Raw genomic sequence first — 26,683 nt, 5'->3', positions numbered from 1 at the left:
TGTACACAGAAGAGAACTACCCTTTAATCAGCAAAATCGGCGGTCAAATTGACCGCCGATAAAAAACAAAAAAATTTACACACTTTACTTGACAAACCCTAAACAAATTATTTAAATCGTGGTTATATTTTATATTTCTTCTACTTTTTTCAGTTGATAATTGTGAAAAAAGATAATCCAACACCTCTTCTGTAAAAGATACCAAAATTTCAATATGATACATTTTAAAATTTGATGTGTCATTTACTAAATTTTTACCAAAATATTTCTTATCATTATGAGCATAATAAGAATCCCGTCTGCTCATGAGCGTTTTAATTGCATGTGAGATAAATACATCCTTAAGAATTCTAGTTTCATATTCATCCAATTTTGCTAAGGTATCATTTTTTGAAGGAAACAAGACAATGTTTTTTTTGCATTTCCTTATTAGGTTTTGAATTGTTTTAGCCTTTTGTGATTTGTCATATAGTTTCATAAGAACAAGCATATAACTATCTGATAATGCACATTCTACAATTAATGTGAAATTTGGAGAACATTGTAACTTTTTTGTAGAGTGATTTATATCTTCCTGTACACTAAGTAAATCTTTCAAATAAACTAATTGCATAAAATAATCATCAAGTTCTTCTAATAGATTTTTGGTCATTTCTTCTTTTTGGTTCATCATCAGCTCCATTATTTTTCAACGTTAAATCGAAATTTTCCAGGTATTTTTCTAAATTCAAAATTATCAAATTTTGCTCTTGGAGGTTTATCTTTATCAAAAAATTCTACGCTTACAGAATCGTCAAATAGTCCTTTCACAACTATTATAAAGAAATCTACTCCATCGCCGAATTTATTCAGATATTCGGCAATATCTTTAGTTATAGGTATATTATTAGAATCTAATCTGATAGTAGTATTATTTGTCGTACACATATAAGGAAACTTAAAATATTTTCTTATTTCAATTAAAAAACCAAGCTTATCTAAGTTTTTATCTTCCCTATATTCATATCTTCTAATGTAATGCTTAGTAAAAATTCTATCCCACTCTTTTATAAAGAAATTATAGTCAAACTTATTTTGAATATCTATGAGTTCATTGAAAATTTTTTCTAATTCTAAAGTAGCATCTTTTGCATCTTGTGACTCAAAGTTATTTTTTTCTGCTTTTACATGATATTTTTTATATAAAGTTTTCAAATCATTATAAGTATATCGAGCTAAACCAGTATGTTTCTTTTTATCTACATATAACATATCAATATGAAAATGTTCTATTCCTATAAAATTTTTTTTCTTTCTAATATAAAATCTGGTCTTTCTTGTAATTCATCTTCTATTAATTTGAATTTTTGGAGCCAAGGAACTTTGCTAATTGCATTATCCAAGCAAGATTTTTCCAATTCTTTTTTTTCACAAAAGATATCTACAGTTGATTGCTTTACATTTTCTTTATTCATAGGGTTTCTTACCTCTGCACAATTCCGATTTGCCAATGACTTCATTGTAACATAACAACTTTATAAAGTCCATAAAAGCGGAGGTATATGGAGGTGGGCAATTAGAGGGGAAACTCTGCATTTCAATGATTTGTAAATACAACATAAGTGATGGATTGTATTGCTTGAACCTAAAAATCCACTTTTATTTGCCGGTGTTATCTTTGGCTGCCTGTTCAATTTAGACATAATTATGGTTGTGGGTTATATCCCTGCTAGACTGTTACCTGTGTAGTCTCTTGAAAACAATAGTAAAGTAACAAACAAATCACAGACATTATTAAAATCACCATCAATACTATATATGGAATATAGAAATTGACAAACACTATATATGGTGTTAAAATATATGTGACATTGATTTATATGCGCCGTTACAGGCCATACCGCAGTGTTTGTTCCGGTCTTGACCGGGAGTTAAGTTTAAGGCTTTATGCCTATCATATGGGTAAATCAGGCGGTAACGCCTGTGTCAGTAAGACATTAGAAATTTTGAGAAATTTCTGGTGTCTTATTTTTTTGCCTGAAAATAAGAAAGGAGAGAGAAATGGACAAAGAAGCATGGGTAAGAAAGGTGGCGGAGGAATTGCACGAGCGTCTTGGATCAAGGTATCATCTGGAGCTAACAACCAGAGAAAAGGAAGATGTCATCGAAATTCAGAAAGAAGGGGATGTGACCGGTATTGTACTCAACTTAGCATGTTACGAAGAGGCGGAGTGGTCATACCGGGAAGATAACATTAAAAAAACGGCAGAAAGACTGGAGGCGGAGTACCGCCGCAGACGGGACGATCTTCAGGGTGCCCCTCTTCTAAGTGAGAGCTTTGACCAGGTAAAGCACATGGTAGTTTATGTGCTGGAGAAGCGTGCTGGAAATGAGGAGGCACTTTTGCATATCCCATATGAGGAGTTTTTTGATCTGGTTACTATTTATGAACTGCATCTTCACAAGGGATCGGAGAGCTACCGCCGCGTAATCAACAATGATGACATGAAGCAGTGGGGGATTGATAAGGAGGAGCTTTTGAAAGTAGCAAATGTGAATACGCCGCTTCTTTATCCTCCTGCTATCGGAGTGCTGGAGACAGACGGTCAGCTGGATACTGATATTTTGGAACAGGACAGGCTGAAAAAATTATTGTTTGGAATGTCGTTGTTTGGAAGGCGGCGGTTATTGGTATTGACCAGCTTAAGCAAACAGTACGGAGCTGGCTGTATATTCTATGATGGTATTCTGGAACAGATTGCCGAAGCCTGGCAGGATGATGTGGTGATTTTTGTCACCAGCTCTTTTGAAACACTGCTGTTTCCGTACCAGAATAACAGCTGGACGCTGAATGAATGGATGGAACTCAGTTCCAGCATGGAAAGTATGCGCGGGTTGGGAGATTGGACTTTTTTCAGCAGTGCCTACCGGTATAGCCGTGCGGACAAAGCGATTCAATTCATTAGAAAAGGGAAGAACCGGGTGGAGAACCTGACTTCATAAAATTTTAAATTTAAGAAAGGATGGAGACGAATGATGAGAGAAGAGAGATGGGAGAACACGGGCAGAGACAGGATTACCTTACAGGAACTAATGGAACTGAACGAAGATGGCTTTGAATTCACCTTGGCTGATGGTCATATCATATCAGTTGCTTTCAGAAACTAAACGGGAGGAAATCATGAAGTTTAGAGATGATTTTTCGGCAAGTTTTGTGAACCAAGAGACATTCATGCAATTTCTCGATCAGGTGGAAGTAAATGCACAGTGGCAGAATTACCCCACCAATACGCTTAAGGTTTTTTCCGCAGAGGAGAATCCGGAATTATGTGAGATGATTCCGGATCAGGATGACAAACTGGAAATTCTGAAGGACACGTATGCCAATGCGGACCTGCTTCTAAAAGTTGGAGAAATCTATTATCCGGTGGGTTCCACCACAATTAGGACACTGGAAAACAGGGCAAGAGTCTCCGGTAATGCGCTTCAGGATCTGGAACGGGCGAAATTTGCCAGGGTTATCAATGACTGTCTGCAGGTGACGAAAGGGCAGGCACTTATCCGGATACATGAAGGTAAGGTACGTGCGGTTCACGGAGGCGATAAGAGCGATTATGCGGTTCTTTCCATGCCGGAGCTGTTTGAGGTGGCGGCATTATATATGCGGGAGACATACGACAGAGTGCAGTTTTCTAAAGGCTATTTCAGCCATCTGCTGACCACCGCGTCCTGGGAAATCAGGGACAGGGAGCTGTTGGACTGTTATCGGGAACTGTTATTGCAGTATGGACAGCCGGTGCCGTCTGAAATCTCAGCGGTTATCCGGGTTGATTCCTCGGATGTTGCCGCCAGTGGGGCCAATATATTCTGTTCTCTGCTGGAGGGACCGGAGAAACGACCATTAGTACTGGGAAATGCCTTAAAGTTGGAACACAGCGGAGCGGCAACGATTGAAGCCTTTGCAGGAAATGTAGCCCAGATATTCGCAAGACATAGGGAGACTGTAGAAGGATTGGGAAAATTGTTCCGTGTGTATATCAATTATCCCGCGAATGTGATGGCAGGGCTTATGAACCGTGTTGGAATTGGCAAGCAGCTGACGGCCCAGACTGTGGAACAGTTTAAAGCGGGACATATGGGCGGAGGCTGCAGTGGTTATGAAGTATACTGTGGAATCTGCGAGTGTATCTTTTTAGCCCAGAGCCGAGGGATGAGCGTCAAAGGGCTGTTGGATTTGGAGGAAATGGTATCCAGAATCCTGGCTTACCGGATGCACGATTACGATATACCTGGAGTAGTCAGCTATTAACATAGTAGGAATGAAAAGTGGCGGAGGGAAGTTATAGGTTCCCTCTGCCGGAAAGGAGCAGGATTTGAGCCTGAATTTGAATTATGAGCCAGAAGTGGTCGTGGAGGACATAACGGAACTGACTGAAAAAGAATGGAGGCGATACCGCACTTTTGGCATTGGCGGAAGCGATGCTGCTGCGGTCTGTGGAATTTCCCCCTGGAAGACAGCCAGGGATTTGTATGAGGAAAAGTTAAATCATCTTTCTCCGCCGGAGGACGGCTGGGTTGCCAAGGAGATTGGAAAGCGTCTGGAGGAACTGGTGGTGCAGATATTCATGAAGCGGACAGGCTTGAAGCCGTATGCGGTGCGCAAAATGTTTCGCCACCCATTATATCCGTTTATGATGGCAAATGTAGATTTTTTTGTGGAAATAGAGGGTGGAATCTACATTATTGAGTGTAAAACCAGCTTTTCCTACCATATGGACCAGTGGGAGGATGGAAAAATTCCCCGCCATTACGAACTTCAGGGGCGTCATTATATGGCCGTGACCAATGTGCAGGGAGTGATTTTTCTATGTCTGCATGGGAACAGTGAGGACACGTTCATTGAGCGCAGACTGGATCGTGATTTGGATCAGGAAGAGGAGCTGATTGAGCAGGAAGCCTATTTCTGGAATCACTGTGTCCAGATGGGGAAGCCGCCGGCATACACGGAATCAGCCGATTTGGTGTTGAAAAGCATCCGGGAACGTTTGGAAATCCGTGAGAAGCAGCAGATTGAACTTCCTGAGCAGCTGTCCGAAAATGTAGCGGCTTTTCTGAAATTGAAGGAGAAAAAGTCTGAGCTGGATCAGCAGTCCAAACGGTTGGATGAACAGATAAAGCTGACTTATGCGCCGATTCAGGAAGCCTTAAAAGGCGCAGAGAGAGGGTTGCTTGTGGTAGATGGTACAACATACCAGGCCGGATATACAAAGAGGTCTGTCACGTCCATTAATAAGCAGGGAATGGAGGCGCTGCGTCTTCTGCATCCGGATATCTGCCAGGAGTATGCGAAAACGAATGTATCCTATAGTTTTTACATTAAACCAGCAAAGGCAGGGTGAGGAAGGAGCAAAGAGTGACAAAAGGTGAGCGGATTTTTATAGAACTGCAGCTAAAAGCTGCCTGGCGGAACTTAGGGAGGCAGAGGAGAAAAAAAGCAGCCTTAGAAAAAAGAAATCCGGTGCAGAGAGCAGTTAAGTCGCTATTAAAGGAAATTGAAGTTCTTGGAAATCAATACATCCGGGACCTCATCTGCTCTGGAATGGGAGCTTATGTCTTGGCTGCAGAAAAAGAAAAAATGTTTGATGAGATAGGTCTTGTCATGAACCGCCCGGAGATAAAAGAAAAATTCAGAGCTGCATTATACCAAAATGGAGATTTAGAGGAAATCAGAAAGCTGTCCATGGAAATCAGGGAACAGGTAAGGCAGCTGCTGAAAAAATATGAAGCACATGCAAAGTAGCAGGAAGGAGATACCATGACAATGGAAAAACGAGGAGAAACAAAGCAGTTATCCTTACAGCAGAAAGTGGTGCAAATCCGAAAGAGGATACCTGCGCTGGTGAAGAAGGCTTACAGCGAAGAGGTGAGTTATGATTTTGTCAAGATTGATGATGTGTACCGGCATTTGGCACCGGCCATGAATGACTATCAGGTGAATCTGGAGGTCATATCAGAATCGGCAACCAGGAAAGACGAACAGGGAAATCCGTTGTTTGTCCAGTATGTTCCTCAATGTCAGATGTGGATGTACGAGGCGGACTTGACGCTTCGATGGATTAATGCGGAGGAGGCGCAGGAGGCTGATACAGTAGTAATCCATGCAATCGGCTCCCATGAGTTTCCGGATAAAGCAAAGGGAAGTGCCTGGACTTATGCACTGAAATACTATCTGCTGAATAAATTCTGTATTGATCAAGGCGGGGAAGACCCGGATATGAGGGGATTAAAAACACCTGAAACGGAAGCGGAAAGAAATGGACGCCCTAATTTGGATACGCAGTTTTCGTCTGATGAGACAGAATCGTCAGATATTTCAGAATTAGAAGCACCGGAAGCAGACTCGACAGATATGTCGGAATTAGAACCGCCGGAGTCAAAGCTAATTGATAAACCAAGAGCGGAGAAGAAAGCAGCGGAAGATTCCACAAAGCCGTTCAGAAGCCAGGAACCGGAGGCATGTCCGCAGAAAAAAACAGAAGCGGCTGGAAAGCTTGGGGCAGCAGAGAAGAGGCAGTCGGCACAGGGGAGGGGCCAGAAAGAGGAGTCACTAAAACAGACGGCGGATTCACCTAAACAGCTGACCCCACCGGTTAGTTCTCATATCAAGCCGGAAAGCGGAACTATGGTACAGCTTCCGGAAAGCGCCAAAGAAGAGTTGGAAACCGGGAGCGGAATGACCATTGAGGAAGCAATGCAGATTAAATGTACTCCTGGGACATACAGTGAGCATACCCTGGGAAGCCTGGCACAGATGGGAGAGGAAGGAATCAACGCACTGATTTGGTATGCGGAAGGATACCGCGGGCGGAGGCAGGAGCTCCGGGAAGGAGCAAAACTGCTCTTAAATGCAGCAAAGGCAGCATAGCCTTGGGAGAAAGGAGCCGGCCATTTATACATACGAGCCAAAGTTTAATATATCGGATGTAGCTGATTTGCTTGGGATTCAAAAGCTGTCGGACGGTAACTCCTTTGGTGTTGTTTGTCCCTTTTGCGGAGATACACAGGGCAAAATGAATTTCCGTATCATGAAGGATAATGAGCCGTCGAATACTTACCACGGATATTGCTGCGGACAGCAGGGAAATATGCTGACACTGTACGCTGATTTGAAAGGAATCTATGGTCAGAACCGGTATAAAATCGCATATCGTGAAATCCTGGAAGCAGTAAACAGGGGAGAGGGAGAAAAGAACCAGCAGGGCTATTCCGGTAAAATAAACGGGAAAGAGGAGGAACCCGTCAGCCTCAGGCAGCGGGACAGCGTGTACCGTAGGCTCTTGGAACTGCTGGCGCTATCCGACCTCCACAGAAAGAAGCTGATGGAGCGGGGACTGACAAAGGAACAGATAGAAGTGTATCAGTTCTGCAGCACACCGGCCTACGGGACAGAGAACCTGGCAAGAAAACTGATTAAGGAGGGATATTCCCTTGCTGGTGTTCCAGGATTCTTTTTTAATGACAGGAGGAACTGGGATATTGCGTTTTACCGGGCGAACCGGGGGATTTTGTGCCCGGCTTATAGCCTGGGCGGAGAAATTGCCGGGTTTCAGATTCGTATGGACGAGCCACTGAATGACCGCAAGTATCTATGGCTTAGCAGCACCAACCGGAACCGTGGGACAGGAAGCAGGAGTCCAGTTACTTTTTTGGGAAATCCCTGGGACAAGACGATTCGGGTAACAGAGGGGATATTGAAAGCAACCATTGCCCACTCTCTGTCCGGATATAGTTTTCTTGGGACGCCGGGAGTGAGCCAGTATAAGGAACTAAGGAAAGCTTTGATGACTTTAAAGCAGAACGGTCTGGAAGAGGTTCAGGAATATTACGATATGGACAAATACTTGGATATCCGGTGCTTTGGAGATTATAAATCCTCTGTCTGTTCATGCTGCGCCCGGTATTCACCTGGCGGAGACGGTGCTGACTGTGAAAGAAAGCAGAACAAACGGGAGCAGATTAGAGACGGTTGCGGTCACCTGTACGAGATCTGTGATGAACTGGCGCTGCGCTGTGTCCGCAAAACATGGGACATGACTCCAGAGGGAATCTGGGCCGGAAAACAGAAAGGGATTGATGATTACTGGTGGGCCTGTAAAAAGAACATAAGTCTTGAACGGGGCTTGATTCGGAATGGATATGAATAAGAAGAGACGGGAGGAAGAAAGAATATGCAGAAATACGAGGACTATTTTAAGAAGCTGCAGTTTCGTCTGATAGGTGCAGACAGGAATAACGGCTGCTATCGTTTTGTCGTGGAGCCGGAGGGGCGTTTAAATGCAATGACATATGATGAACTGAAAGAACTGTGTACCTATATCCAAGGGATTTGTGTTGATGTAAGCATGGTAGGTCATGCGGCATACACCTGGTCTGCGTTTTATACCACAGTTTCCGGCAGTTAATAATAGAAAGTCGGAGGTAAAACAATAGAATGTATTTCACAGAAAATCTGCTGATAGAAGCGGTTTACCGACACGCAAGGGAAGTGATTTTGGCAGATCAAAGGAAAATGAATCCTCTAAAGCAGGCGTCTCTGCAGGCGCTTATAAGCGTAAGGCAGACTGTAACCGGATACGCAGAGGACTATTTCGCATTTTTTCTTGTTCTCTCAATCATGGAAAAGAAAAGCCGGATGATTATAACGGCGTCTACCAAAGCGGAACTGCAGGAAATTGTAAAGCCATCAGTACCCCATTGGAATTTTGGAGACTTCCGCACAGGACCGTATCATGTGCTGGAGGAAGAAGCAATTCTGTGGTCGGAGGCATCTTTAGAGGCACCCTTAAACGATGATGGGGGTAAGGCGCTATCAAGAAGTATTTTCAAAACTGTATCCTGAACAGGCAGCAGAAATTTGGAAATAGAGAAACTTAAAATTTTGTTTCAGTTTAACAACTGGAAGTACGAGCCACTCCACTAGGTTCGTGGAAGACCTCACCAAGTGGAGATGACATGTATCGCACGTAAGCGCCTATAAGACAGGCGTCAAGTGTTCATAACGAGGAGGAAAAGAATGGGACTGAATCAATGCACGTTTTTAGGAAGGCTGACAAGAGATCCGGAAATCAGGTATTCATCGGGAGCGGATCAGATACCGATAGCCCGGTTTACGCTGGCGGTTGATCGGTGGAAAAAGAAGGATGGGGAGTCGGAGGCGGATTTTTTTCCGTGTGTGGCCTTTGACAAGAAAGCAGAATTTGCAGAAAAATACCTGTATTGCGGAATCCGGGTTTTGGTAAGTGGAAGCATGAAAAATAATAACTACACGAATAAGGCCGGAGAAAAGGTATATGGTGTGGAGCTGCAGGCAAATCATATTGATTTTGCCGATGGCAAGAGAGACGAGGAGGATTTGCCAGAAGATGTTCAGGCACCTCCCACACAGAATGCGCAGGCATCAGGAAAAACGGGAGGAACAGCTTCTCCGTCAAAGACATCTGCCACAGGGAACAATGAGGGAAAGAGTTCTTCAGCCAGAGCGTCCGCGCCGAACCAGCAGGGGACTGCTCCAAGTAGGACAGCGGCGGGAAGAAGCTCAGCGGGTCGCACTTCCAGCACAAGAAGGACTGGTAACCGGTTTAGCAATATGCCGGAAAGCGTGGAGGATGCGAACAATCCATTTAACTAACCAACACAATGAATAACATGTTATGGAGGGCTGCCAGGATGAGATATGTTCCGGCAGCCCCTTCCTGATTGAGAGGAGAATGAAGATGGATATTAATAAAATAAAGAAGATTGCAGTCATATTTTTGGGCTGTACAGCCGGTAGCGTTCTGATACAGCTGGCGGCACCTATGATTCTGGCGGCGATTATCAGTGCCGCGTCCTTTGCGATTCCATTCCTGCTTTACCATCTGGTAGTGGAAAAGGGCTGGAGAATCCGCCTGGTGACCGCAAAGCAAGATAAGCAAAGGGAAGATACGGCTGCGGATGAGTATACGGGTGAGACAGGGAGTGGAGATGAGGCAGAGGACGAGTCTCCCGCACCAGAAGAAAGAGCTGATAACATACCAGCCGAACGGGAAGATGCCGTGGCTATTTGGTACAGCAGCAAAGGGAAAAACCAGCTGAATCGTATCATTGCCTCCCTGCATAGCAGAGGAATCTATGAATGTTGGATTCGGAAGGATGGAATCTGCAATTTCCGTTCAGACAGAGGTTACCGGCGCGCTGGTATCTTTCACGATTATCCGGGAACAAGTGCGGCTATGATTGCAAAACTGCTGAGAAACGAGGGACTGAACGCAGTGGATCAGGGAAAATATCTCTATATTGCCTGGGCAGAGGAATAAGCAGAAAGGGGCAGACAAAATGATATGTAAGTTTGAACACAGGCAGTATGTAAATCCATCAAATGGCTATACGGTTGCAACTTACCGGTCTGGAGAATTAAGCCAGGTTCCAGAGGCAGGGATAAAAATGGATTACGGGACAGAGGTTGTATTCACTGCGGTAGGAACGGAACTGCCTTGCCTGGAAGATGCGGAAATCCAGTTAGACGGCAGATGGGAGATATCGGCCAGGTATGGAATGCAGCTTCAGGTAGAGCAATTCCAAGTGATATTGCCAAAGAGCAAAGAGGGAATTATAGGTTATTTATCCTCTGGCTTAGTAAAAGGTATTGGACTGGTTACAGCGAGGGCAATTGTGGAGAAGTTTGGAGAAGATACGTTTCATGTGTTAGAGACGGAACCCGACAGGCTGCTGTCTATCAAGGGGATTACACAGCAGAAGCTGGAAACAATCCTGGAATCCTACAGAAACAGTGAGGAAATACGTCAGCTTATGGTAGTGCTGGCGCCGTTTAAGGTTACTCCAAAGAAAGCAGAAAAAATCTGGCAGTATTTTGGATACGAGGCAGTGGAGATTGTGAAAGAGTCTCCCTACCGTCTGTGTGAAATCAGCGGATTCGGGTTTCTCACCGTTGATCCTGTTGCCCGTGCCAGCCAGGGATTCTTACCAGATGACCCAATGCGTATTAAGGCCGCAATCCAATATGTCCTAAAGGAAGCGGAGGGAGACGGGCACCTTTATCTGGAAAGCAGGCAAATCATTGATAAAGCACATTTGCTTTTGACAAAAGGATTCCAGCCGGAAGCAGTCAGTCGCAATGACATTATCAGGGCAGGAAATGAACTGGTACTGAAGGACAAAATACTGGAAGCGGACGGCACCTCGGTTTTTCTGAAAATGAACAGGGAAGCGGAAAAAACGGCGGCCTATCACATCGTGAGGCTTTTAAAAACACAGGGCACGTGCCTTGATATTGAGAAAGAGTTGGAAGAGGCACAGGCAGAATCGGGAATTATACTTGCTCAAAAGCAAAAAGATGCGGCCAGAATGGTATTCCAGTCGCCAGTGTCCATTATTACAGGAGGACCAGGAAAGGGGAAAACGACAGTTCTGAAGGTGATACTTAATATATACGAGCGGTTGAGGCAGCAGGATTCCGTCCTGCTGTGCGCCCCTACAGGAAGAGCCAGAAAAAACCTTTCCGACAGTACAGGCGCGCCAGCGATGACGATTCACAAGGCACTGTATCTGACTGTGGACAGTGAAGATGATTTGTACGAGGATGAACTGTTGGAGGAAGACTTAATCATTGTGGATGAGTGCACCATGATGGATATGTGGCTGGCCAGTATTCTGTTTTCCCGCGTGAAAAGCGGTGCCAGATTGGTGCTGGTAGGGGATGTGGATCAGCTTCCTTCCGTAGGACCGGGAAATGTGTTTAAGGAACTGATTGATTCAGGAATTATCCCAGTGACTGTGTTGGATGTATTTTTCCGACAGGCAAAAGAGTCCAGGATTATCCTCAATGCGGAGCGGATAAATAAGAACCAGAAAAAACTATTATATGGAGATGATTTCCAGTTCCATATGGTCGGAAGCGATGAAGAGGCGGCAAAACGGATTGGAGAAATTTGCCAGGAAGAGTTGAAGCTTCATGAAGATAATCCGGATATGGTTCAGGTGTTGACACCACTGCGAGTCAACACGGAAGCGGGGGTGATTGCCTTAAATCGCCGGCTTCAAGAAATCATAAACCCGCCGGCACTTGACAAAGAGGAGTGGAAGGCGGTCGGTGCTGTTTTCCGAGTGGGAGACAAAGTCATGCAGACAAAGAACGTAGACGATATATCCAATGGCGATATAGGACGAGTCACGAAAATTATGAGAAATAGGAACGGAAGCAGAACAATGACGGTAGATTTTGGTGAAATATCAAAAGAATATGAGGAAGAGGAACTGTCAATCCTGGAGCACGCATATGCAATCAGCATTCATAAGAGCCAGGGAGGAGAATACCCGGTTGTGATTCTGCCGGTGCTTAGGTGCTTTTATCCTATGTTAAAGAGAAATGTGTATTATACGGGAATCACTAGGGCGAAAGCCAAAGTATATCTGGTGGGTTCCAAGGCAGATTTGGCGATTGCGATTGGTAATAATGATATTGGAAAGAGGAACACCATGCTGGCGGCGCGTCTGCGCAGTGAAGCACAGTTAAGAGGATATGAGCCAGGAAAATTGGCGGCATAGGAGGAGAAGAATGGGACACACAAAATTTTTTGAAACCTGGACGTTTAACCGTCCGCTCCCGGAGCCTTTTGCAAGTGAAGTGGCAAAAGCCGGTAAAAAAACCTCAATGGAGCCAGGGAGTATATCAAAGCATAACCATATGTCCAGGGGGAAACGTGCAACGCTGCATGCCCCTACCTTGCGTGCATTAATCGCAGTATCTGAAATTATAGACGGAGCTGTGACAGGAGCATTTGGTCTGCAGAGTGAAAATGGTAGGGTAAAGTGGTACTGCATGGAATGCGCGCGGACTGTGGGAACTATCAGAGAGACACGGATAATACTCTATGATCCTATCGATGGCAGGTGTAAAGGGATGATGAAGAACGGAACGGTACTCTCATCACTTCCTGTCATTAGTGATAAAGGAGGAAGTGGAAAAGAAATTCTGATGCTGTTTGCTTATGCGAGTCTAAAGCAGGGAATGTTGCATGACGTGGAATTTGCTGCGGCCTTTGAACGATTCAGTGAAGAACGAAAAAAAGGCTTTCCCAATCCGGAAAAGGTCATGACGCAGGCATTTCTTCTGTGTGACAACCTTTACCGGAGAATTGAAAACAGTGATAGTCTGGGAGTTGACGGAATTCCGTTTGACAACAGTTGTGTTTCTCTGGGAAATGTGCCGATTATTACTCAGGCCCGTTTGGGGAGCGGTTATTATGCGCCGACAGAGACCAGTTTTGGAATATTCCAGGTGCTGAAAAGCTCTGCCAGGAAGACAGGACGCACGATAGCGGATTTGAAAAATAAGTACAGGCGGAACTTCTTGCTGACGGAGGAGGAAAGGAATCTGGTCCCCAAGTTGCCGGAAAATTATGACGTTCCGGAGGAAGTTTCAGACATTCTGGAGGCTGTTTTAAACACCCCTATGCGGGTGTTTATGAGTGCCGGAGAATCAGGTACCGGTAAAACAACTAATGCCAGAATGGTGGCTCAAATGCTGGGGCTGCCTTATTATTCTTTTACGTGCGGCGAAGGTACGGACGAGGTAGACTTGGTATCTTCTATGATTCCCAATATTGGTGGAAACAAGGCGGAAGAAACGGCAGCGTTTCCTACCTATGAAGATATGATGATGGATCCGGCTTCCGCCCTGGAACGGGTAACTGGGATTTACGAGGAGGAGATCGACAAAGAGACGGCCTTCCAGGAGATTCTGTCCCGCATTTATCAGAAAGGTTATCAGAGCGGACAGGGGGGAAAGGATTATATCATGGTGGAGTCCAGTATTGTGACAGGCTGCCGTAGACCTTCCATTATAGAAATCCAGGAACCTTCCGTCATTACAAAGCCAGGAACGCTGGTACGGTTAAATGGTCTTTTAGATGATGGCGCGTCTATTACCCTTACCAGTGGGGAGGTTGTGAGGCGGAATCCGGAAACGGTCATTCTTTTGACAACCAACATGGGGTACCGGGGGTGTAAAGGATTCAATGAGTCGGTACTATCCAGAATGCGGATGATCTTATATTCCGATCCGCTGACTTCGGAGGAGATGGTTTACCGGATTCAGAAAAAGGTTACGGTACTGGAACCGGGAATGCTAAAGAAAATGGCCGATGCAGTCTGTGCGGTCCAGAAGCATTGCAGGACGGAAATGATTACCGGAGGCGTGTGCGGATACCGGGAGTATGAGGACTGGGTATGGGCTTATCTGGTGCAGAAGGATGTCCGGAAAGCTGCACTGCGCACAATTGTGGCAAAAGCCGCTCCAGAGGAAGAAGAGAGGGAGGAAATATACAAGACGCAGATACTCACACGTTTTACAGAAGAGCCGTCAGTGAAAGCGGCATAGATCAGGAGGGATAAACTTGACAGTAAAACAAATGTCAAAGAATGGTATGAGGAAACAGATTGCCAGAATACGGGACATGACCACGGATAAAGAGCTGTTTTTATCGGAATCTTACCGCACTGCTTTGTGGAAACTGGCAAAGGCGCTGGGACAGAAACGGGATGTGGAGCTCGTTATAGCGTATCAGGAAAACGAAACCAATCATGCCGCGCTTACAGATGGAAAATTCATCTATTTGAATGCTGCAAATCCGGTAACAGTTCGTTTTAACAGCCGTGAGGAAAGGGTAAGAAGCCATGAGGGGTTGATTGCTCATGAATGTGGTCATCTTAGATGTTCTGATTTCATGCGGAGAGAACGGTATGTGGGCGGATTCGTGAAAGGGCTTGTGTATCCTGTGCCGCCGGAAGTAGAAACAGCGGCAGATAAGCGGGCATGGACGGAAATGAAGGGATATTTATTGAAAGGCGATCCAATAGCCAGAGAGATTTTGAAGAAAACAGCAGCGTATTTGAATAATATACTGGAAGACGTATACATAGAAAACTTTATGTGTCTGGAATATCCGGGAAGCGTCCGTCTGGCGATTCAAAGAAATGCAGCAGCTATTATTTCAGGCATACCCTCGTTTACAGAACGGCAGGCAGCAGGTGATGGGGAACTGGCGGTCATGATGGATTTAATCTTTCGGTACGCCAGGGCAGGAAAGACAGAGGTAGAGGACGAATATTTAAAGAAATATTTAACCTGTCTGGGTTCCTGCAGAAAGATGATTGATGAGGCAGTGGACAGCTCTGACTTAGATATCCGTTTCCATGTCAGCAACCGGCTAATGATTAAGATATGGAAATATTTGAAGCAGGAAATACGGACAGCAAAGCGGGACTTAAAAGATGAGATGAAGAACTGTTCAAATGAAGAACTGAGGAAATTGATTCAGGACTATCTAAAAGAGAAGATTACCTGGATTACGATTTCAGGTGAAGCTTGTGGAGAAGAGACAGGAGCGAGCGAGAAAATTGACGGCTGGGACGGAGGTTTGGATGACGGGGCAGAGGAATTTGAGAATCAACAGGAGAATGATGTTCCGGAACCAGCGTCCCAGGAAGCGGAGGAAGAGACACTGGAAGAATTGCGCAGGGACTTGATTTTAGTGGCAGGAGCTGATGAGCAGAAGACAAAGGAAGAGACGAAAGCAGATGTCTGGGATATGGCGGGAAAGCTGTCAGATATTCTAAATGAGGCAGCCAGGGAACAGTATAGCAGACAGGAGGAAGAATGTCTGAAAGAATCCCTGAATAAAGAAGCGGACAACTTAAAACTGGAGGGGATTCATAAAAATGTACCGATAGAGATACACCGAAGCAGTGTTATTTCCGATCCACAGAGGTCTGCCTATAACAAACTTCTCCCCAAGATTAAAAAGGCGTCTTACCGGCTTCAGAAATCCGTGGAGGAGATTCTGACCCGTAAGGACGGGGGAACCTTGTCCGGCCTCTACATGGGAAAGCGCCTAAGCCGTGGGAATCTGTTCCGGCAGGATGGAAAAATATTTGAGAAAAAGGTACTGCCGGAGGAAGGATTTTCGGTTGCTATTGCAATCCTGGTGGACGAGTCAGGCTCCATGCACTGTGGAGACCGCATCGGATATGCCAGGGAAGCAGTTCAGGTGATCTATGATTTTTGCAGGAGCTTGTCTATCCCTGCGATGGTATATGGACACAGCACTCATAACAGACTGAATAAGAGCGGCAGTGGGTACGAGGAAGTAGTGGATATCTTCGCTTATGCGGATTTTGATTCCGCAGATGGAAACGATGCCATGCGTATGATGGATATGAGAGCCAGAGATACGAACCGTGACGGCGCAGCGCTCCTGTTTGCGGGAGAGCGCCTGTTAAAACGGGAGGAGGATAAAATTCTGATTCTCATTTCAGACGGAACCCCGAATGCTGAAGACTACCGAGGTGAAACCGCAAAGAAAGATTTACAGGAAATTAAGAGGAATCTGACAAAGCGGGGAGTGGCATTATTTGCCGCAGCCATTGGAGATGACAGGGAGCAGATTGAGGATATTTACCAGGACGGATTTTTAAATATTTCGGATCTGAATGCCATGCCGGCCAAATTGGCAAAGCTGCTTTTAAAGTACATCAGATAGGAGAAGCATATGGAGCAGAATGAGAAAAAAGACTGGTCGAAAGAAGAATCTTGGCAAATTGCCATTTACAAGACAGACAAGGCGTTGTTGGAGCTGTGTGATAATTTAAAACCAGCGTCCAACCTGTTCCCGGCGCATATCCATGCAGCCGGGGAGAAAGCGGAAGCAGGGAAGCGTTCCCTTATCCGGTTGAATATGCTGGATTACAGTAAAGGAAAAGGGGATAATACGGTAAGCGTATATGCCAATATTAACCCGGAGGAGGTGAAATATATCTATTCCGCCCTGTTTTCCCATTTAGTGGAGTTTGATTTTCCGCAGGAAAAGATTTTTGGAGAACCAGACAGTAACGGTTATAGTATTGTGCAGAAAATGCAGATTAACCGGTATGAAACAGACGCCCAGGGAAAAAAGCGTAACTACCCCTGGATTGTGGAGATACAGAACGGCAGAGGCATAGCCGTCAGAAACTCCAACGGTGGAAAATACTGCAAAAAGGACAGTTATATCTGTGAACGGAAAGTCCGTCTATTCCTCAATGACAAGGATATGTTCTCCTTGTTTGCCAAGGCGGAAGCTTATATCCGGGTTTTTGAACAGGAATTTACTTTCCGTAGGAACCGGATTGGGAACTTTAACAGCCTGTATCTGATGTTGAAAAAGGAAATTCAGGGTGTGGTAGACTTACTGTCACAGGGCGAGGATTCAAAAGCGGCATAAAAAATAAGGGTTCCCATTATGGCAGGTAATCTGCTATAATGGGAACATAAATAGCAGTGCAGGCGGCGGAAAATGCGTCGTTTAAACTGCTGTGAAAGTGAATCAGGAAATAATAGAGATAGAAAGAGAGGGCCAATCTATGTGTCAAATCGTTATAAAGATACCGGAAGCCGTACTATATGATACGCATATGAGTTCCGATGACGCCGCAGCATTTGCGAGAAGAACCGTTGCCATGGGCTATTATACGCAGAACAATGTTTCGATTGGCTATTGCGCAGAGATTGCGGGTATGACGGAAGAGGATTTCATCAAATTTCTGGGACAGAATAAAATCAGTATCTTCCGGTTTGATGACCAGAAAGAATTTATGGAGGAACTGAGCAATGCGTAGGGTAATTGTTAACTCTACACCGCTCATCGTCCTGTGTAATGTAGGCAGACTGGAGATACTGCGTACATTATATACGGAAATTACGATTCCGGAGGCTGTATTTGCCGAAGTGACAAAAAAAGAAGATTCCGCGTGCCAGATTGTAAAAAATTCGTTGGACTGGATACGGGTTGAGAGAATATTAAGTCCGTCTGATAAGAAAATGTACCAGGCCAAGCTGCATGACGGAGAAGTGGAAGTCATGATTCTCGCCCAGGAAGGAGTCCGGGCTGATTTGGTAATTCTGGACGATAATGCAGCGAAAAAGACTGCGAAGTATCTGGGACTTACCGTCACCGGAACGTTAGGGATTCTTCTGAAAGCAAAGAAAGCGGGCATTATCCCGGTAATCGCTCCTGTATTGGAAGAGATAAAGAAGAATGGTTTTTATATAAGCGGAACAGTAGAGCGGATAGTTTTAGATGAAGCGGGAGAATCGTAAAAGCATAATTGTATGCATACAGCGAATAACTCTGAACACCATATATAGAGCTTGCAATATTGACAAACTCTATATATGGTGTTAAAATAAAAAGCGAAAGTTGATTTATATAATCGAAAGATTATAACTGCTTTTTGTTCTGATGAAAATCAGGAGTGTGACTTTTAATCTGTATGCAGCAGATAAAGAAAAAGGTAAACAATTGCTTGTTAGAGACCCATTGTATTCAATAAAAGATTTGCGGCTGATTGCTGTGAATTGTGGAATGAGAGAGACATCAAAACATGAAATGTGTTCTGGTGTCTCTTTTTTGTTGTATGCAAAGGCTGATTGTGTAGCCCACAATCAATTGTCTGCCGAAAACTTTATCAAATTACGAAGGAAGGAGGTTTGTAAGAAAAAGGAGGTACGCCAGTGAAGCTTTATGATGAGGATGGCTGTTATTGTTTGCTGATTGCCATTTTGACAGGAGTGGATGCCAGCAGGGCTAGAAAGCTTTACCAATATGGTCCGAATCATCCAATCTGTAGGAAGTTCATGAAAAGGAGGCAAATGTCTGTAAAAAAGCACCTGGAAACTAGGTCAGAACGAATGAGAGCTATGAAAGAAATGAAAGAGAAAGGCTGCGGCATAGAGATGCTTGCAGCTGTTTTTGACTGTGATTGCTCTACAGTCAAACGAAATTTAAAAAAATTGGAGGTTAAAACAAATGATGGTATTTGAAGATTTTACGAAGGAACTTGTGAACAGGATGGAAACGCGGTTGGGAAAAGGGTATAGAATACAGGTTAAGGATACGCTTAAAAATAACTCGATTGTCGAGCATCAGCTTATGCTTCAAAAGAAAGGCAGCTCGGTTGCTCCAGCGGTTTATCTGCAGGAGCAGTATGAGTTGTATATGAAACAACCTGACGAGGAGCGACTGAACTGGATTATAGAGAATATTCTTGCTTCATATGAACAGCAGGAAAAGGAGATGGGGGAAGTATCTAAACTGTCGCACAAGCTGCTTCATTATGAGTACGTCAAGGACAATATTTTATTTAAGCTAATTAACACGGAAGATAATAAGGAACTACTGATGCAGGTTCCACATATTCCCTACCTGGATTTATCAATCGTGTTTTATGTTTCCATATCGGAAACGGAACAGGGAATTATGACTGCATTGGTTCGGAATCAGCACATGGAAGTCTGGAATGTCACAGCATATGACCTATATGAGGTGGCAAGAAAGAACACGCCTGAGAGAATGCCAGCCAGGTTCTGCAGCATGGAAGAAATGATTTTTGGACTAGAGGAGGATTTAGGAAAAAATCCGACAGATGAATGGGAAATGGATATGTTGCAGATAGAGCGGGAGGATAGTTTTCCATACCTTTATATTCTCTCTAATACACTGGGAATTAATGGCGCTGCAGCCATTCTGTATTCAGAGACTTTGAAAAAGTGTTCGGAAGCTCTGAAAAAAGATTTGTTTATTTTGCCGTCCAGCACCCATGAAGTCCTGTTGCTTCCCTATGAGGAAAAGATTGAAGCCGAAGAACTGGCCTGTATGATTAGGAATATAAACAGAGAGGACGTTCCAAGAGAGGACTGGCTTTCAGACCATGCCTACTTTTACCGCCGTGAGGACAATAAAGTAACGGCTGCATAAGAAGGAGGGCATATGCATATCCACAAGTTTGCTGATTTGGCAGTATTTGATGAGGTAGGCGTTGGAGGGACGTTCCCGGCAACGGCAGAGTACCGGGATTTTATCAAAAAACTTCATCCGGCGCAGATACTGACCGGAAGGCTGACCCCCCCCTTACTGGAAGTAACGTACTCCTATGTGACAAACAGGGGAAACTATAAGGTTGCAAAAAAATATCTTTTGCTGCGTTCCCTTCATGAGGATGTAGACATTGAAGTTGACATGGAGCTGCGTGACTGGGTGGATGCACAAAACAAAGCGTATCCATATCGGAGAATCTCCAACGTACAAATTCTGGAGATTAACCTGATTGCCTATGCAACCATATCACTTGTGGCATAAAATGTTCTATTCTCCCATTTCCCGGGGAAAACTCCGGGTTGCCGTAAGGGGTTAAGTAAATGCGTACCGAAGCCCCGAAAAAAGGAAACGGTAAGCGGCGTAAAAAGACACACCGATGAGAATGGCTTTTCCGTCAACAGCATAATACATGCGAAGGACGGGAGAGAATGGAACAATATATCCTATTTGATGAATTGGAGAAGAAAGAAGCCAGGGCAATGGCGCTGTTTCGCCTATTTGAAGACACAGCCATACGCTACCATCCGGATGGATATTATCTGGCATTTAGCGGAGGCAAGGACAGTGTTGTGATTTATGCATTGGCGAAGATGGCAGGCGTGCGGTTTAAGGCGCATTATCATATGACAACAGTAGATCCTCCGGAGCTGGTTCGGTTTATCCGCAGCAGTTTCCCGGAGGTCTCCACTGATTACCCGGAATATTCTATGTGGAACCTGATTGTGAAAAAGCAGATTCCGCCAGTCAGAACGGCCAGATACTGCTGTGAAGTGCTGAAAGAGCGGGGCGGAGAGGGATGCTTTACCGTCACCGGAGTCCGCTGGCAGGAAAGTGCAAAGCGAATGGAACGCAATTTCGTTGAGATTCTGGGGAAAAACGAAAAAAATAAAAAAATGATTTACCTAAATTGCGATAACGAGGAAGTACGACGTCAGGTAGAGGTATGCCAGCTAAAGGGAAAGCGGGTATTGAATCCCATCATTGACTGGACAGAAGATGAGGTATGGAATTTTATCCGCAAATATCATCTGCCTTACTGCTGTCTGTATGATCAAGGCTTCTGCCGGATTGGCTGTATCGGCTGTCCGCTGGCAAGTACAAAAAACCGGATTCGTGAGTTTCAGCGTTATCCCGGTTACCGCCAGGCGTATATTGCGACCTTTGACCGCATGGTGCAGGTCCGAACCGCCAGTGGAAAATCCAAGGGAAACTGGAAAGATGGAGAAAGCGTATTTAACTGGTGGCTCTATGGAGGACCTAAGTTGGAAAGACAGGTAGAGGGTCAAATGGATTTAAGTGAGTTTATTGATATGGCTGCTTAGAAAGGAAAGGGAAGCAGAATGGAAAAAGAATCGTGCAGGAACTGCCGGAATATTGATTTTAACAGGAAAGAGATATTGGAAGGCAGGCTGGCAGGAAAATACCGTTATGGGTGTAAGTTTTGTAAAAGCGGATATATCTGCGGCGTATTGTCTCATGACGAAAAGCTGGAGATGCTGGTTTGTCAGGGCTATAGTGGGAATCGCCAACAGGCAGATGATATGAAGTCGATTGCTCAAAGTTATGAGGAACGGCTCCAGGAGCTGTACGACCGCTGGAATTTGTGGAGGCAGACAGGCGCTTTGGAGGCGGAATTGTCTGACGGTATTTATTTAAACAATCTCCGTAAAGGAATTGAGGCATTTCTCAGACAGATTGAAAAAGCATTGCCGGAAGAACACTATCCGGAATGCTATTATTCTCCGCTCCCTCCGGTAATGGACGAGTCCTACATGGCAAACGAAGTCGAAATCAAGGAAGCGGCAGGAAAGGCCCTGAATGCATACAGAAAGAATCCTGATTATCAATGGCTGCAGGAACATTTCTGTGAACTGCAAAATGATGACAGGGAAACAGGGGAGGCTTACCGACTGTTTTACCATGAAGAAGTGCTGGAACAGGCAATCAGGGACGGGGATTTATTAAAAATGAAGAGAGAGAGCTGTCAGGAAGGATTGGCTGTGGCGCTGGCTTTGTGCAGAAAACGAATGGAAAAGAAGCTTCGCTCCGGTAAACGGAAACGGGGAAAGAGCGGAGAAAAGGCGCAGATTACCGGTCAGCTGGATATTGCGGAATTAAAAGTATCTTAGCGGATGATAAGGAGGATGAAAATGTATTATCAGACACTGGTGAAGAACCTGTTTAACGACATGCATCATTTCCTGAATGGGGTTCAGGCAATCAGCCTGGAGGACTTAAAGGACAACTATCAGGAAGAACCGCTGTTCCTGGCTTTCATAGGGAATCTGGATCAGGCTGCAGCTGTTGATTATAATGCGGCGATGAATGAGAGTTATGCTTTTTACAAGAAATTTTGCGGAAAGGGGCTTGCGGAAGAAGATTGGGACCTTGTTATTCTTGAAGTCCAGGAATTTAATAAGAATTGGGAGAACATCTGGTGCAAAGGATTGATTCTTGCGCTTCTGGATATTCTGGACCGGGAGGACAGAGAACTGAGAGGAGAAGGACAGGAATCGGGAGAGAGTTCAACACAGGCGGAAGCAGATGGTGACATGGAGCAGGAAGGAACAGAACTGACAGAGGATGACGGGCAGCAGGAGATGGAAGCAGCCTAAAACGGAAAGGCCGGGGAAACGATTTCTCCGGCTGTTTTTATGGAGGAGGACGCAATGGTAGAAAAGATGATTAAAAAGATGGAAAGTGTTCAGGCAGTCAATCAACTTGCGGCAAAACTAAAGCAGATGGGACTTAAGAAAGACCTGGAAGCACTTGCGGAAAAAAACAAGATAAAAAAATCTGATCTTGAGGCATTCTTGTCCGGAAAGCATTATTTTCTGGTAGACGGCGGAAACACGGTGAAAACTTATGCCAGTGCCAGAGCGAAACTTCTGGATGAAATGCTGTATTTAAAAGACCCCCATTTTGCAGATGTCATTGGAAATGCTCTGTTGAAACAGTGTAGCAATCCGGAAATGGAGTTTCAGATTCTTCAGAGCCATAAGACATTGCAGCGGTGTGTAGACTACTTAATGCAAAAAGCATGGGAACTGGTGGATGAGGAATCGAGGAATCAGCGGATTCGTGTGGGATTTGCTGTGACAAGCGATACGGTGTTTAGCTGGGTCCAGGATTATTATGCCCTTGATGACAAGGAACAGATGGAGCAGAAGGAAAAAGAAGCAGAAGAGAATTTTTTGGAAAAATTATCCACTTCCATCGAGGGTAAAAAGCCAGCAGGCAAGCAGAAAGGCAAAGGGCAGACAAAAAAAGCAAAAACAGAAGAAAAGAAAAAGCCGGATAATACGTCAGACAGGACAGAAAACAAATCGGAAGAGGAACAGATATCTTTGTTTGATGTAGGAATGACTGTGTAAGAGGAGGATATGATGGAAGCGTATTTGCAGCAAGAAAAAATAATGAATATGTTAAGACAGCCGATACCAGGAAAGCGGGTGGATTTAATTCGATTGCAGGTAGTAAGAGAAAGCACAGGTTTATATGGGATTAGCAGGTTTACAGAACCGCAGGAAGCGGCGGACATGGTGAGACCTATGATTTCTGCGGCAGACCGGGAATTATTCCTGGTGATGTCCGTCAATACACGAATGGAGCCTATGGCCGTGGAGATTGTATCGGTGGGGACACTCAACGCTTGCTTAGTCGAGATGCGGGAGGTATTTAAACATGCCATTCTGAATAATGCGGCAGGGATAGTATGTTTCCACAATCATCCGTCCGGAGACGCAGAGCCAAGCCGGGAAGACAGGCTCATGACAGAAAAGCTGGAAGCTGCGGGTGAACTGCTGGGGATTCCTCTGGTTGACCATATTATTGTGACAGAAGAGCAGTATTATAGTTTTAAGGAACAGAAAAGCGGTTCGAGGGATGAATTGGAAGAAGGGGGGCACCGGATTTATGATAATCGCTTATAAAGGGTTTGACAAGGATCTATCCTGTACAGCGTGTGGAAACCGTTTCCAGTATGAGCTGGGAACATGGAATGAGGAGACGGAAGCAAACTGCGCCAGAAACGGATTCCACTGTGCAGAAAATCCCCTAGACTGCCTATCATATTACCCGGATTGGGACAGCGCCCTGTACTATCTGGTTCTGGCAGACGGTGACATTGACGAAGACGCCAACGACAGCCGTATTTCCTGTACCAGGTTGAGGCTTGTAAAACAACTGGAATTACCGGAGTTTATCGCCCATAGCCTGCGATATATCTGTGAGTACCCATTTAGAAAAGATACAAATTTCAGAGTAGAGACAGAGCGGGGGGAAGCATATAGGGGATTTACTGTTGTACGTGGAAAAAGGCCGCTGGCAAAGGGCCGGATTGGCGATGTGCTGGGATTCTTAAAGGAGGAACCGGACAGCCAGAGAATCGCGGAAGCAGGTATCTATGTTGTGGACGGCGAAGAAATTATGCCGGATATCTGGTATGGCATTAAGGGAAGGCAGGAGGCTGCATAGAGAATGAAAAAAGAATATCTGAGAAAGACATATCAAACGGTCGCTACTGATGAAATGATGAAAATGGCGGAAAACGATCATCTGGTAAAAGAAAAGACGTGGTATGGAGCCGTTGTAGAAAATTATAAAACCGATATTTATATGCGCTGCCAGGTGATTGAAAGAATTTTGAAAGTTTCTTTTTTTCAGACACACGATATGCGTATGGGCAGCAATAAACCAGCATATGAGCTGTACATTGATAAGGATACCGGACGATTTTTTACATGGGATACTGCCCGCAGAAAGTGGAAGACAGCAATTCTTGATCATATGGATTGGATTTTTTATGACAGAATTTCTAGAAGTTATATGGCTCCGGAGGACAATCTTCTGATGAAGCAGTATCTGGATGTAGCAGAAGATGGCTATAACGGGATTTCTAATTATCAGAATGACGTGCGTGAAAGACAGCTGAAGGAACGCCACAGACGTGAAACGGAACCATGGGATTTTGTCATGTCAAGAGTACCGGCCCTGCCTAAAGACTGGGAACGCTGGGTGGACAAGCAGGCAATCCACTATAACTATATTTTCTATGATTACTCCAGAAAAAAAATACAGACTGGGTATTGTTCATGGTGTGAGAAGGAAGTTCCAATTAAAAAACCAAAACATAATAAGATGGGGAAATGCCCATGCTGTCGTCATACGATTCAGTATAAGGCCAAAGGAAGGACAGGGAGATTTGAAACGGCTGCGGAGACAGCATATCTTCTTCAGCCTTGTGGAGACGATGTAGTTCTCCGGCAATTTAAAGTTCTCCGGCATTATGCGAAAGGCGGGTATGAAACTCCAAAACTGTATATATTCGAGGAACGGCGGGTTATTTATAACAGCGCAATGGAATCATCAAGATTTTATTATGGTCTGTATAAAAATTCCTATTCCCGTTGGATAAAAGGGGAGCGGGTCAGCTACAATCCATATAGGATGTATTATTATGACAACAGAGATTATGAGGGCGCCGTATACCGTAGGAATCTGCTGTATCTCGCCCGCACAAAATTAAGCAGAACCGGTCTGAGTGAGCTGATTAGGCAATCAGACAGATTAGATCCGGAAGTTTATCTGGAAACACTGAGAGAAAAGCCTTATTTGGAGCAGTTGGCAAAAGCTGGACTGATAATGGTTGTAAAAGATATTCTTGGGGGAAAGAGGGAACTGGAGATAGACAGCTCCCATGACTTTGCAAAAGCGTTAGGGATTGATAAGAACCAGATGAGGCGTTTGAGGAAGGATAAAGGAGGCTTTCAATATCTCGCATGGCTGAAATATGAGAAACAGAATAAAAAGAATTACCCGGATCAAATGTTGAAACAGCTGGAGCAGTGGCAGGCAGAACCCTCAGATTTGGGATTTATCCTGAAAAAAATGAGTCTGGTAAGAATCTGCAATTATCTGAAAAAACAATCTGCTTTATCTGGTAGGCCGGTTAAGGAACTGATTTCAACTTGGCGGGATTACCTTTTTATGGCATCGAGGTTGAAAGCGGATACAGAGGCAGAGCTAGTTTTCAAACCAAAGGATCTGGTAGCGAAGCATGATGAGACAGTTAGCCTGTGCGGTGGAGAGGAGATAGTTAAACAGGCGGAAGAAATATTGGAACATTACCCGGATATTGACTCTATCTGTAGATCTATTCAAGAAAAATATGAATACGGGGATAAACAATACACAATCATTGTCCCCAAAACCGTCGAAGACATTCTCGTCGAAGGTGCAGTCCTCGGACACTGCCTGGATCGTACCGATATCTATTTCGGCCGAATCCAGCGGAGGGAGTCTTTCATTGTATTTTTAAGAAAGACAGAGGCTCTGGATTGCCCTTACTATACGCTGGAGATTGAGCCAGACGGAACCGCAAGGCAGAAACGAACCACGGGAGATAAGCAGAATGCAGATTTTAACAAGGCTAAGCGCTTTATTATGAAATGGCAGCGGGAAATACAGAAGCGTCTCACGGAGGAGGACTTTATTCTTGCTAAGGAGAGCATAAGGCTCAGGAAAAAGGAATTTAAGGAATTGAGAGAAACAAAGGCTAAAATCTGGCATGGTCATCTGGCTGGAAAACTCTTGGTGGATGTCCTGGAAGCGGATTTGATGGAGGCGGTATCCAGTATGGGAGAAGAATGGGAAGGTGAGAAAGCAGACCTTTCTGCCGCAGCCTGATACCACGGTCATGATTTGTGGAGAGTGAGTCAAAAAGAGAAACAAAA

Annotated in this window: 30 protein-coding genes; 27 read left to right on the top strand and 3 right to left on the bottom strand. The window is 44.6% G+C overall.

Features of this window, described 5'->3' with window-relative positions; all coding sequences use genetic code 11:
- Positions 1-43: 43 nt before the first annotated feature.
- From HMPREF9469_RS01235 to HMPREF9469_RS01225, 3 genes are read right to left on the bottom strand one after another with little or no spacing between them, the layout of a single operon-like run.
- Entirely contained in the window at positions 44-670 is a 627-nt protein-coding gene (locus HMPREF9469_RS01235) for an AbiU2 domain-containing protein (RefSeq protein ID WP_007858343.1), read from the bottom strand.
- 11 nt (positions 671-681) lie between these two features.
- The gene (locus HMPREF9469_RS01230; protein ID WP_007858341.1) at positions 682-1,251 is read right to left on the bottom strand and encodes a hypothetical protein; all 570 of its coding nucleotides are present in this window, start codon (positions 1,249-1,251) and stop codon (positions 682-684) included.
- A gap of 23 nt (positions 1,252-1,274) precedes the next feature.
- Positions 1,275-1,454: a hypothetical protein gene (locus tag HMPREF9469_RS01225; protein ID WP_040414842.1), complete on the bottom strand. Its 180-nt coding sequence runs from the start codon at positions 1,452-1,454 to the stop codon at positions 1,275-1,277.
- 586 nt (positions 1,455-2,040) lie between these two features.
- Here HMPREF9469_RS01225 and HMPREF9469_RS01220 point away from each other — a divergent pair.
- The 27 genes from HMPREF9469_RS01220 (at position 2,041) to HMPREF9469_RS01090 (ending at position 26,636) form a co-directional block, all read left to right on the top strand.
- Positions 2,041-2,982: a DUF5688 family protein gene (locus tag HMPREF9469_RS01220; RefSeq protein ID WP_007858339.1), complete on the top strand. Its 942-nt coding sequence runs from the start codon at positions 2,041-2,043 to the stop codon at positions 2,980-2,982.
- Between the two features lie 30 nt (positions 2,983-3,012).
- Positions 3,013-3,147 carry a hypothetical protein gene (locus HMPREF9469_RS33285; protein WP_265583583.1) on the top strand — a complete coding sequence of 45 codons (135 nt, stop codon included), beginning with the start codon at positions 3,013-3,015 and terminating at the stop codon, positions 3,145-3,147.
- A 13-nt stretch (positions 3,148-3,160) separates the two neighbouring features.
- On the top strand, positions 3,161-4,288 hold the full coding sequence (locus tag HMPREF9469_RS01215; protein ID WP_007858334.1) for a hypothetical protein: 1,128 nt from the start codon (positions 3,161-3,163) through the stop codon (positions 4,286-4,288).
- Between the two features lie 64 nt (positions 4,289-4,352).
- Positions 4,353-5,378 carry a YqaJ viral recombinase family nuclease gene (locus tag HMPREF9469_RS01210; RefSeq protein WP_007858332.1) on the top strand — a complete coding sequence of 342 codons (1,026 nt, stop codon included), beginning with the start codon at positions 4,353-4,355 and terminating at the stop codon, positions 5,376-5,378.
- A 14-nt stretch (positions 5,379-5,392) separates the two neighbouring features.
- Entirely contained in the window at positions 5,393-5,779 is a 387-nt protein-coding gene (locus tag HMPREF9469_RS01205) for a hypothetical protein (protein WP_007858331.1), read from the top strand.
- A 21-nt stretch (positions 5,780-5,800) separates the two neighbouring features.
- Complete coding sequence (locus HMPREF9469_RS30460; protein ID WP_050814425.1) at positions 5,801-6,904, top strand: ERF family protein; 1,104 nt, start codon at positions 5,801-5,803, stop codon at positions 6,902-6,904.
- Positions 6,885-8,183: a hypothetical protein gene (locus HMPREF9469_RS01195; RefSeq protein WP_007858329.1), complete on the top strand. Its 1,299-nt coding sequence runs from the start codon at positions 6,885-6,887 to the stop codon at positions 8,181-8,183. The genes HMPREF9469_RS30460 and HMPREF9469_RS01195 overlap by 20 nt, the downstream gene beginning before the upstream one ends.
- Positions 8,184-8,207: 24 nt before the next feature.
- Positions 8,208-8,441: a hypothetical protein gene (locus HMPREF9469_RS01190; RefSeq protein WP_007858328.1), complete on the top strand. Its 234-nt coding sequence runs from the start codon at positions 8,208-8,210 to the stop codon at positions 8,439-8,441.
- Positions 8,442-8,470: 29 nt separating this feature from the next.
- Positions 8,471-8,878, top strand: coding sequence for a hypothetical protein (locus HMPREF9469_RS01185; protein ID WP_007858327.1), 408 nt, complete (start codon positions 8,471-8,473; stop codon positions 8,876-8,878).
- A 174-nt stretch (positions 8,879-9,052) separates the two neighbouring features.
- Positions 9,053-9,667: a single-stranded DNA-binding protein gene (locus HMPREF9469_RS01180; RefSeq protein ID WP_007858326.1), complete on the top strand. Its 615-nt coding sequence runs from the start codon at positions 9,053-9,055 to the stop codon at positions 9,665-9,667.
- Between the two features lie 85 nt (positions 9,668-9,752).
- Positions 9,753-10,334, top strand: coding sequence for a hypothetical protein (locus HMPREF9469_RS01175; protein WP_007858325.1), 582 nt, complete (start codon positions 9,753-9,755; stop codon positions 10,332-10,334).
- 19 nt (positions 10,335-10,353) lie between these two features.
- The gene (recD2, locus tag HMPREF9469_RS01170; protein WP_007858324.1) at positions 10,354-12,582 is read left to right on the top strand and encodes an SF1B family DNA helicase RecD2; all 2,229 of its coding nucleotides are present in this window, start codon (positions 10,354-10,356) and stop codon (positions 12,580-12,582) included.
- A gap of 10 nt (positions 12,583-12,592) precedes the next feature.
- Positions 12,593-14,416 carry a hypothetical protein gene (locus HMPREF9469_RS01165; RefSeq protein WP_007858323.1) on the top strand — a complete coding sequence of 608 codons (1,824 nt, stop codon included), beginning with the start codon at positions 12,593-12,595 and terminating at the stop codon, positions 14,414-14,416.
- A gap of 16 nt (positions 14,417-14,432) precedes the next feature.
- Complete coding sequence (locus tag HMPREF9469_RS01160; RefSeq protein WP_007858322.1) at positions 14,433-16,577, top strand: VWA domain-containing protein; 2,145 nt, start codon at positions 14,433-14,435, stop codon at positions 16,575-16,577.
- 9 nt (positions 16,578-16,586) lie between these two features.
- The gene (locus HMPREF9469_RS01155; RefSeq protein ID WP_007858321.1) at positions 16,587-17,297 is read left to right on the top strand and encodes a hypothetical protein; all 711 of its coding nucleotides are present in this window, start codon (positions 16,587-16,589) and stop codon (positions 17,295-17,297) included.
- Positions 17,298-17,436: 139 nt separating this feature from the next.
- On the top strand, positions 17,437-17,691 hold the full coding sequence (locus HMPREF9469_RS01150; protein WP_007858320.1) for a UPF0175 family protein: 255 nt from the start codon (positions 17,437-17,439) through the stop codon (positions 17,689-17,691).
- Positions 17,684-18,172, top strand: coding sequence for a PIN domain-containing protein (locus HMPREF9469_RS01145; protein ID WP_007858319.1), 489 nt, complete (start codon positions 17,684-17,686; stop codon positions 18,170-18,172). The genes HMPREF9469_RS01150 and HMPREF9469_RS01145 overlap by 8 nt, the downstream gene beginning before the upstream one ends.
- 414 nt (positions 18,173-18,586) lie before the next feature.
- Positions 18,587-18,895 carry a hypothetical protein gene (locus HMPREF9469_RS01135; protein WP_007858317.1) on the top strand — a complete coding sequence of 103 codons (309 nt, stop codon included), beginning with the start codon at positions 18,587-18,589 and terminating at the stop codon, positions 18,893-18,895.
- Positions 18,882-19,829, top strand: coding sequence for a DUF5688 family protein (locus HMPREF9469_RS01130; RefSeq protein WP_007858315.1), 948 nt, complete (start codon positions 18,882-18,884; stop codon positions 19,827-19,829). Before HMPREF9469_RS01135 ends, HMPREF9469_RS01130 begins: the two co-directional genes overlap by 14 nt.
- 12 nt (positions 19,830-19,841) lie before the next feature.
- A complete protein-coding gene (locus HMPREF9469_RS01125; RefSeq protein WP_007858313.1) occupies positions 19,842-20,210 on the top strand; it encodes a hypothetical protein in 369 nt (122 codons plus the stop codon).
- A 167-nt stretch (positions 20,211-20,377) separates the two neighbouring features.
- Positions 20,378-21,271 carry a phosphoadenosine phosphosulfate reductase family protein gene (locus HMPREF9469_RS01120; protein ID WP_007858310.1) on the top strand — a complete coding sequence of 298 codons (894 nt, stop codon included), beginning with the start codon at positions 20,378-20,380 and terminating at the stop codon, positions 21,269-21,271.
- An 18-nt stretch (positions 21,272-21,289) separates the two neighbouring features.
- The gene (locus tag HMPREF9469_RS01115; RefSeq protein ID WP_007858309.1) at positions 21,290-22,078 is read left to right on the top strand and encodes a hypothetical protein; all 789 of its coding nucleotides are present in this window, start codon (positions 21,290-21,292) and stop codon (positions 22,076-22,078) included.
- 21 nt (positions 22,079-22,099) lie between these two features.
- A complete protein-coding gene (locus tag HMPREF9469_RS01110; RefSeq protein ID WP_007858308.1) occupies positions 22,100-22,564 on the top strand; it encodes a hypothetical protein in 465 nt (154 codons plus the stop codon).
- 54 nt (positions 22,565-22,618) lie between these two features.
- Positions 22,619-23,323, top strand: coding sequence for a Cas9 inhibitor AcrIIA9 family protein (locus HMPREF9469_RS01105; protein ID WP_007858307.1), 705 nt, complete (start codon positions 22,619-22,621; stop codon positions 23,321-23,323).
- A 9-nt stretch (positions 23,324-23,332) separates the two neighbouring features.
- Positions 23,333-23,881, top strand: coding sequence for a JAB domain-containing protein (locus HMPREF9469_RS01100; protein WP_227883921.1), 549 nt, complete (start codon positions 23,333-23,335; stop codon positions 23,879-23,881).
- A complete protein-coding gene (locus tag HMPREF9469_RS01095) occupies positions 23,865-24,425 on the top strand; it encodes a DUF7666 domain-containing protein (RefSeq protein ID WP_007858305.1) in 561 nt (186 codons plus the stop codon). The genes HMPREF9469_RS01100 and HMPREF9469_RS01095 overlap by 17 nt, the downstream gene beginning before the upstream one ends.
- Before the next feature lie 3 nt (positions 24,426-24,428).
- Positions 24,429-26,636 carry a PcfJ domain-containing protein gene (locus tag HMPREF9469_RS01090; protein WP_007858304.1) on the top strand — a complete coding sequence of 736 codons (2,208 nt, stop codon included), beginning with the start codon at positions 24,429-24,431 and terminating at the stop codon, positions 26,634-26,636.
- Positions 26,637-26,683 lie beyond the last annotated feature (47 nt).

Source organism: [Clostridium] citroniae WAL-17108, from assembly GCF_000233455.1.
Lineage (GTDB): Bacteria > Bacillota > Clostridia > Lachnospirales > Lachnospiraceae > Enterocloster > Enterocloster citroniae.
Note: the sequence above shows the minus strand (reverse complement) of the source record. Positions and strands in the feature narration are given on the sequence as shown.

What these genes read in the sequence shown, in the direction of transcription:
- HMPREF9469_RS01215 (WP_007858334.1), top strand. Translation starts at nt 3,161, where the DNA reads ATGAAGTTTAGAGATGATTTTTCGGCAAGTTTTGTGAACCAAGAGACA.
- HMPREF9469_RS01095 (WP_007858305.1), top strand. Translation starts at nt 23,865, where the DNA reads ATGATAATCGCTTATAAAGGGTTTGACAAGGATCTATCCTGTACAGCG.
- HMPREF9469_RS01190 (WP_007858328.1), top strand. Translation starts at nt 8,208, where the DNA reads ATGCAGAAATACGAGGACTATTTTAAGAAGCTGCAGTTTCGTCTGATA.
- HMPREF9469_RS01100 (WP_227883921.1), top strand. Translation starts at nt 23,333, where the DNA reads ATGATGGAAGCGTATTTGCAGCAAGAAAAAATAATGAATATGTTAAGA.
- HMPREF9469_RS01180 (WP_007858326.1), top strand. Translation starts at nt 9,053, where the DNA reads ATGGGACTGAATCAATGCACGTTTTTAGGAAGGCTGACAAGAGATCCG.
- HMPREF9469_RS01185 (WP_007858327.1), top strand. Translation starts at nt 8,471, where the DNA reads ATGTATTTCACAGAAAATCTGCTGATAGAAGCGGTTTACCGACACGCA.
- recD2 (WP_007858324.1), top strand. Translation starts at nt 10,354, where the DNA reads ATGATATGTAAGTTTGAACACAGGCAGTATGTAAATCCATCAAATGGC.
- HMPREF9469_RS01145 (WP_007858319.1), top strand. Translation starts at nt 17,684, where the DNA reads ATGCGTAGGGTAATTGTTAACTCTACACCGCTCATCGTCCTGTGTAAT.
- HMPREF9469_RS33285 (WP_265583583.1), top strand. Translation starts at nt 3,013, where the DNA reads ATGATGAGAGAAGAGAGATGGGAGAACACGGGCAGAGACAGGATTACC.
- HMPREF9469_RS01175 (WP_007858325.1), top strand. Translation starts at nt 9,753, where the DNA reads ATGGATATTAATAAAATAAAGAAGATTGCAGTCATATTTTTGGGCTGT.
- HMPREF9469_RS01155 (WP_007858321.1), top strand. Translation starts at nt 16,587, where the DNA reads ATGGAGCAGAATGAGAAAAAAGACTGGTCGAAAGAAGAATCTTGGCAA.
- HMPREF9469_RS01105 (WP_007858307.1), top strand. Translation starts at nt 22,619, where the DNA reads ATGGTAGAAAAGATGATTAAAAAGATGGAAAGTGTTCAGGCAGTCAAT.
- HMPREF9469_RS01090 (WP_007858304.1), top strand. Translation starts at nt 24,429, where the DNA reads ATGAAAAAAGAATATCTGAGAAAGACATATCAAACGGTCGCTACTGAT.
- HMPREF9469_RS01120 (WP_007858310.1), top strand. Translation starts at nt 20,378, where the DNA reads ATGGAACAATATATCCTATTTGATGAATTGGAGAAGAAAGAAGCCAGG.
- HMPREF9469_RS01110 (WP_007858308.1), top strand. Translation starts at nt 22,100, where the DNA reads ATGTATTATCAGACACTGGTGAAGAACCTGTTTAACGACATGCATCAT.
- HMPREF9469_RS01150 (WP_007858320.1), top strand. Translation starts at nt 17,437, where the DNA reads ATGTGTCAAATCGTTATAAAGATACCGGAAGCCGTACTATATGATACG.
- HMPREF9469_RS01235 (WP_007858343.1), bottom strand. Translation starts at nt 670, where the DNA reads ATGAACCAAAAAGAAGAAATGACCAAAAATCTATTAGAAGAACTTGAT.
- HMPREF9469_RS01220 (WP_007858339.1), top strand. Translation starts at nt 2,041, where the DNA reads ATGGACAAAGAAGCATGGGTAAGAAAGGTGGCGGAGGAATTGCACGAG.
- HMPREF9469_RS01230 (WP_007858341.1), bottom strand. Translation starts at nt 1,251, where the DNA reads ATGTTATATGTAGATAAAAAGAAACATACTGGTTTAGCTCGATATACT.
- HMPREF9469_RS01165 (WP_007858323.1), top strand. Translation starts at nt 12,593, where the DNA reads ATGGGACACACAAAATTTTTTGAAACCTGGACGTTTAACCGTCCGCTC.
- HMPREF9469_RS01130 (WP_007858315.1), top strand. Translation starts at nt 18,882, where the DNA reads ATGATGGTATTTGAAGATTTTACGAAGGAACTTGTGAACAGGATGGAA.
- HMPREF9469_RS01195 (WP_007858329.1), top strand. Translation starts at nt 6,885, where the DNA reads ATGCAGCAAAGGCAGCATAGCCTTGGGAGAAAGGAGCCGGCCATTTAT.
- HMPREF9469_RS01225 (WP_040414842.1), bottom strand. Translation starts at nt 1,454, where the DNA reads ATGAATAAAGAAAATGTAAAGCAATCAACTGTAGATATCTTTTGTGAA.
- HMPREF9469_RS01125 (WP_007858313.1), top strand. Translation starts at nt 19,842, where the DNA reads ATGCATATCCACAAGTTTGCTGATTTGGCAGTATTTGATGAGGTAGGC.
- HMPREF9469_RS30460 (WP_050814425.1), top strand. Translation starts at nt 5,801, where the DNA reads ATGGAAAAACGAGGAGAAACAAAGCAGTTATCCTTACAGCAGAAAGTG.
- HMPREF9469_RS01115 (WP_007858309.1), top strand. Translation starts at nt 21,290, where the DNA reads ATGGAAAAAGAATCGTGCAGGAACTGCCGGAATATTGATTTTAACAGG.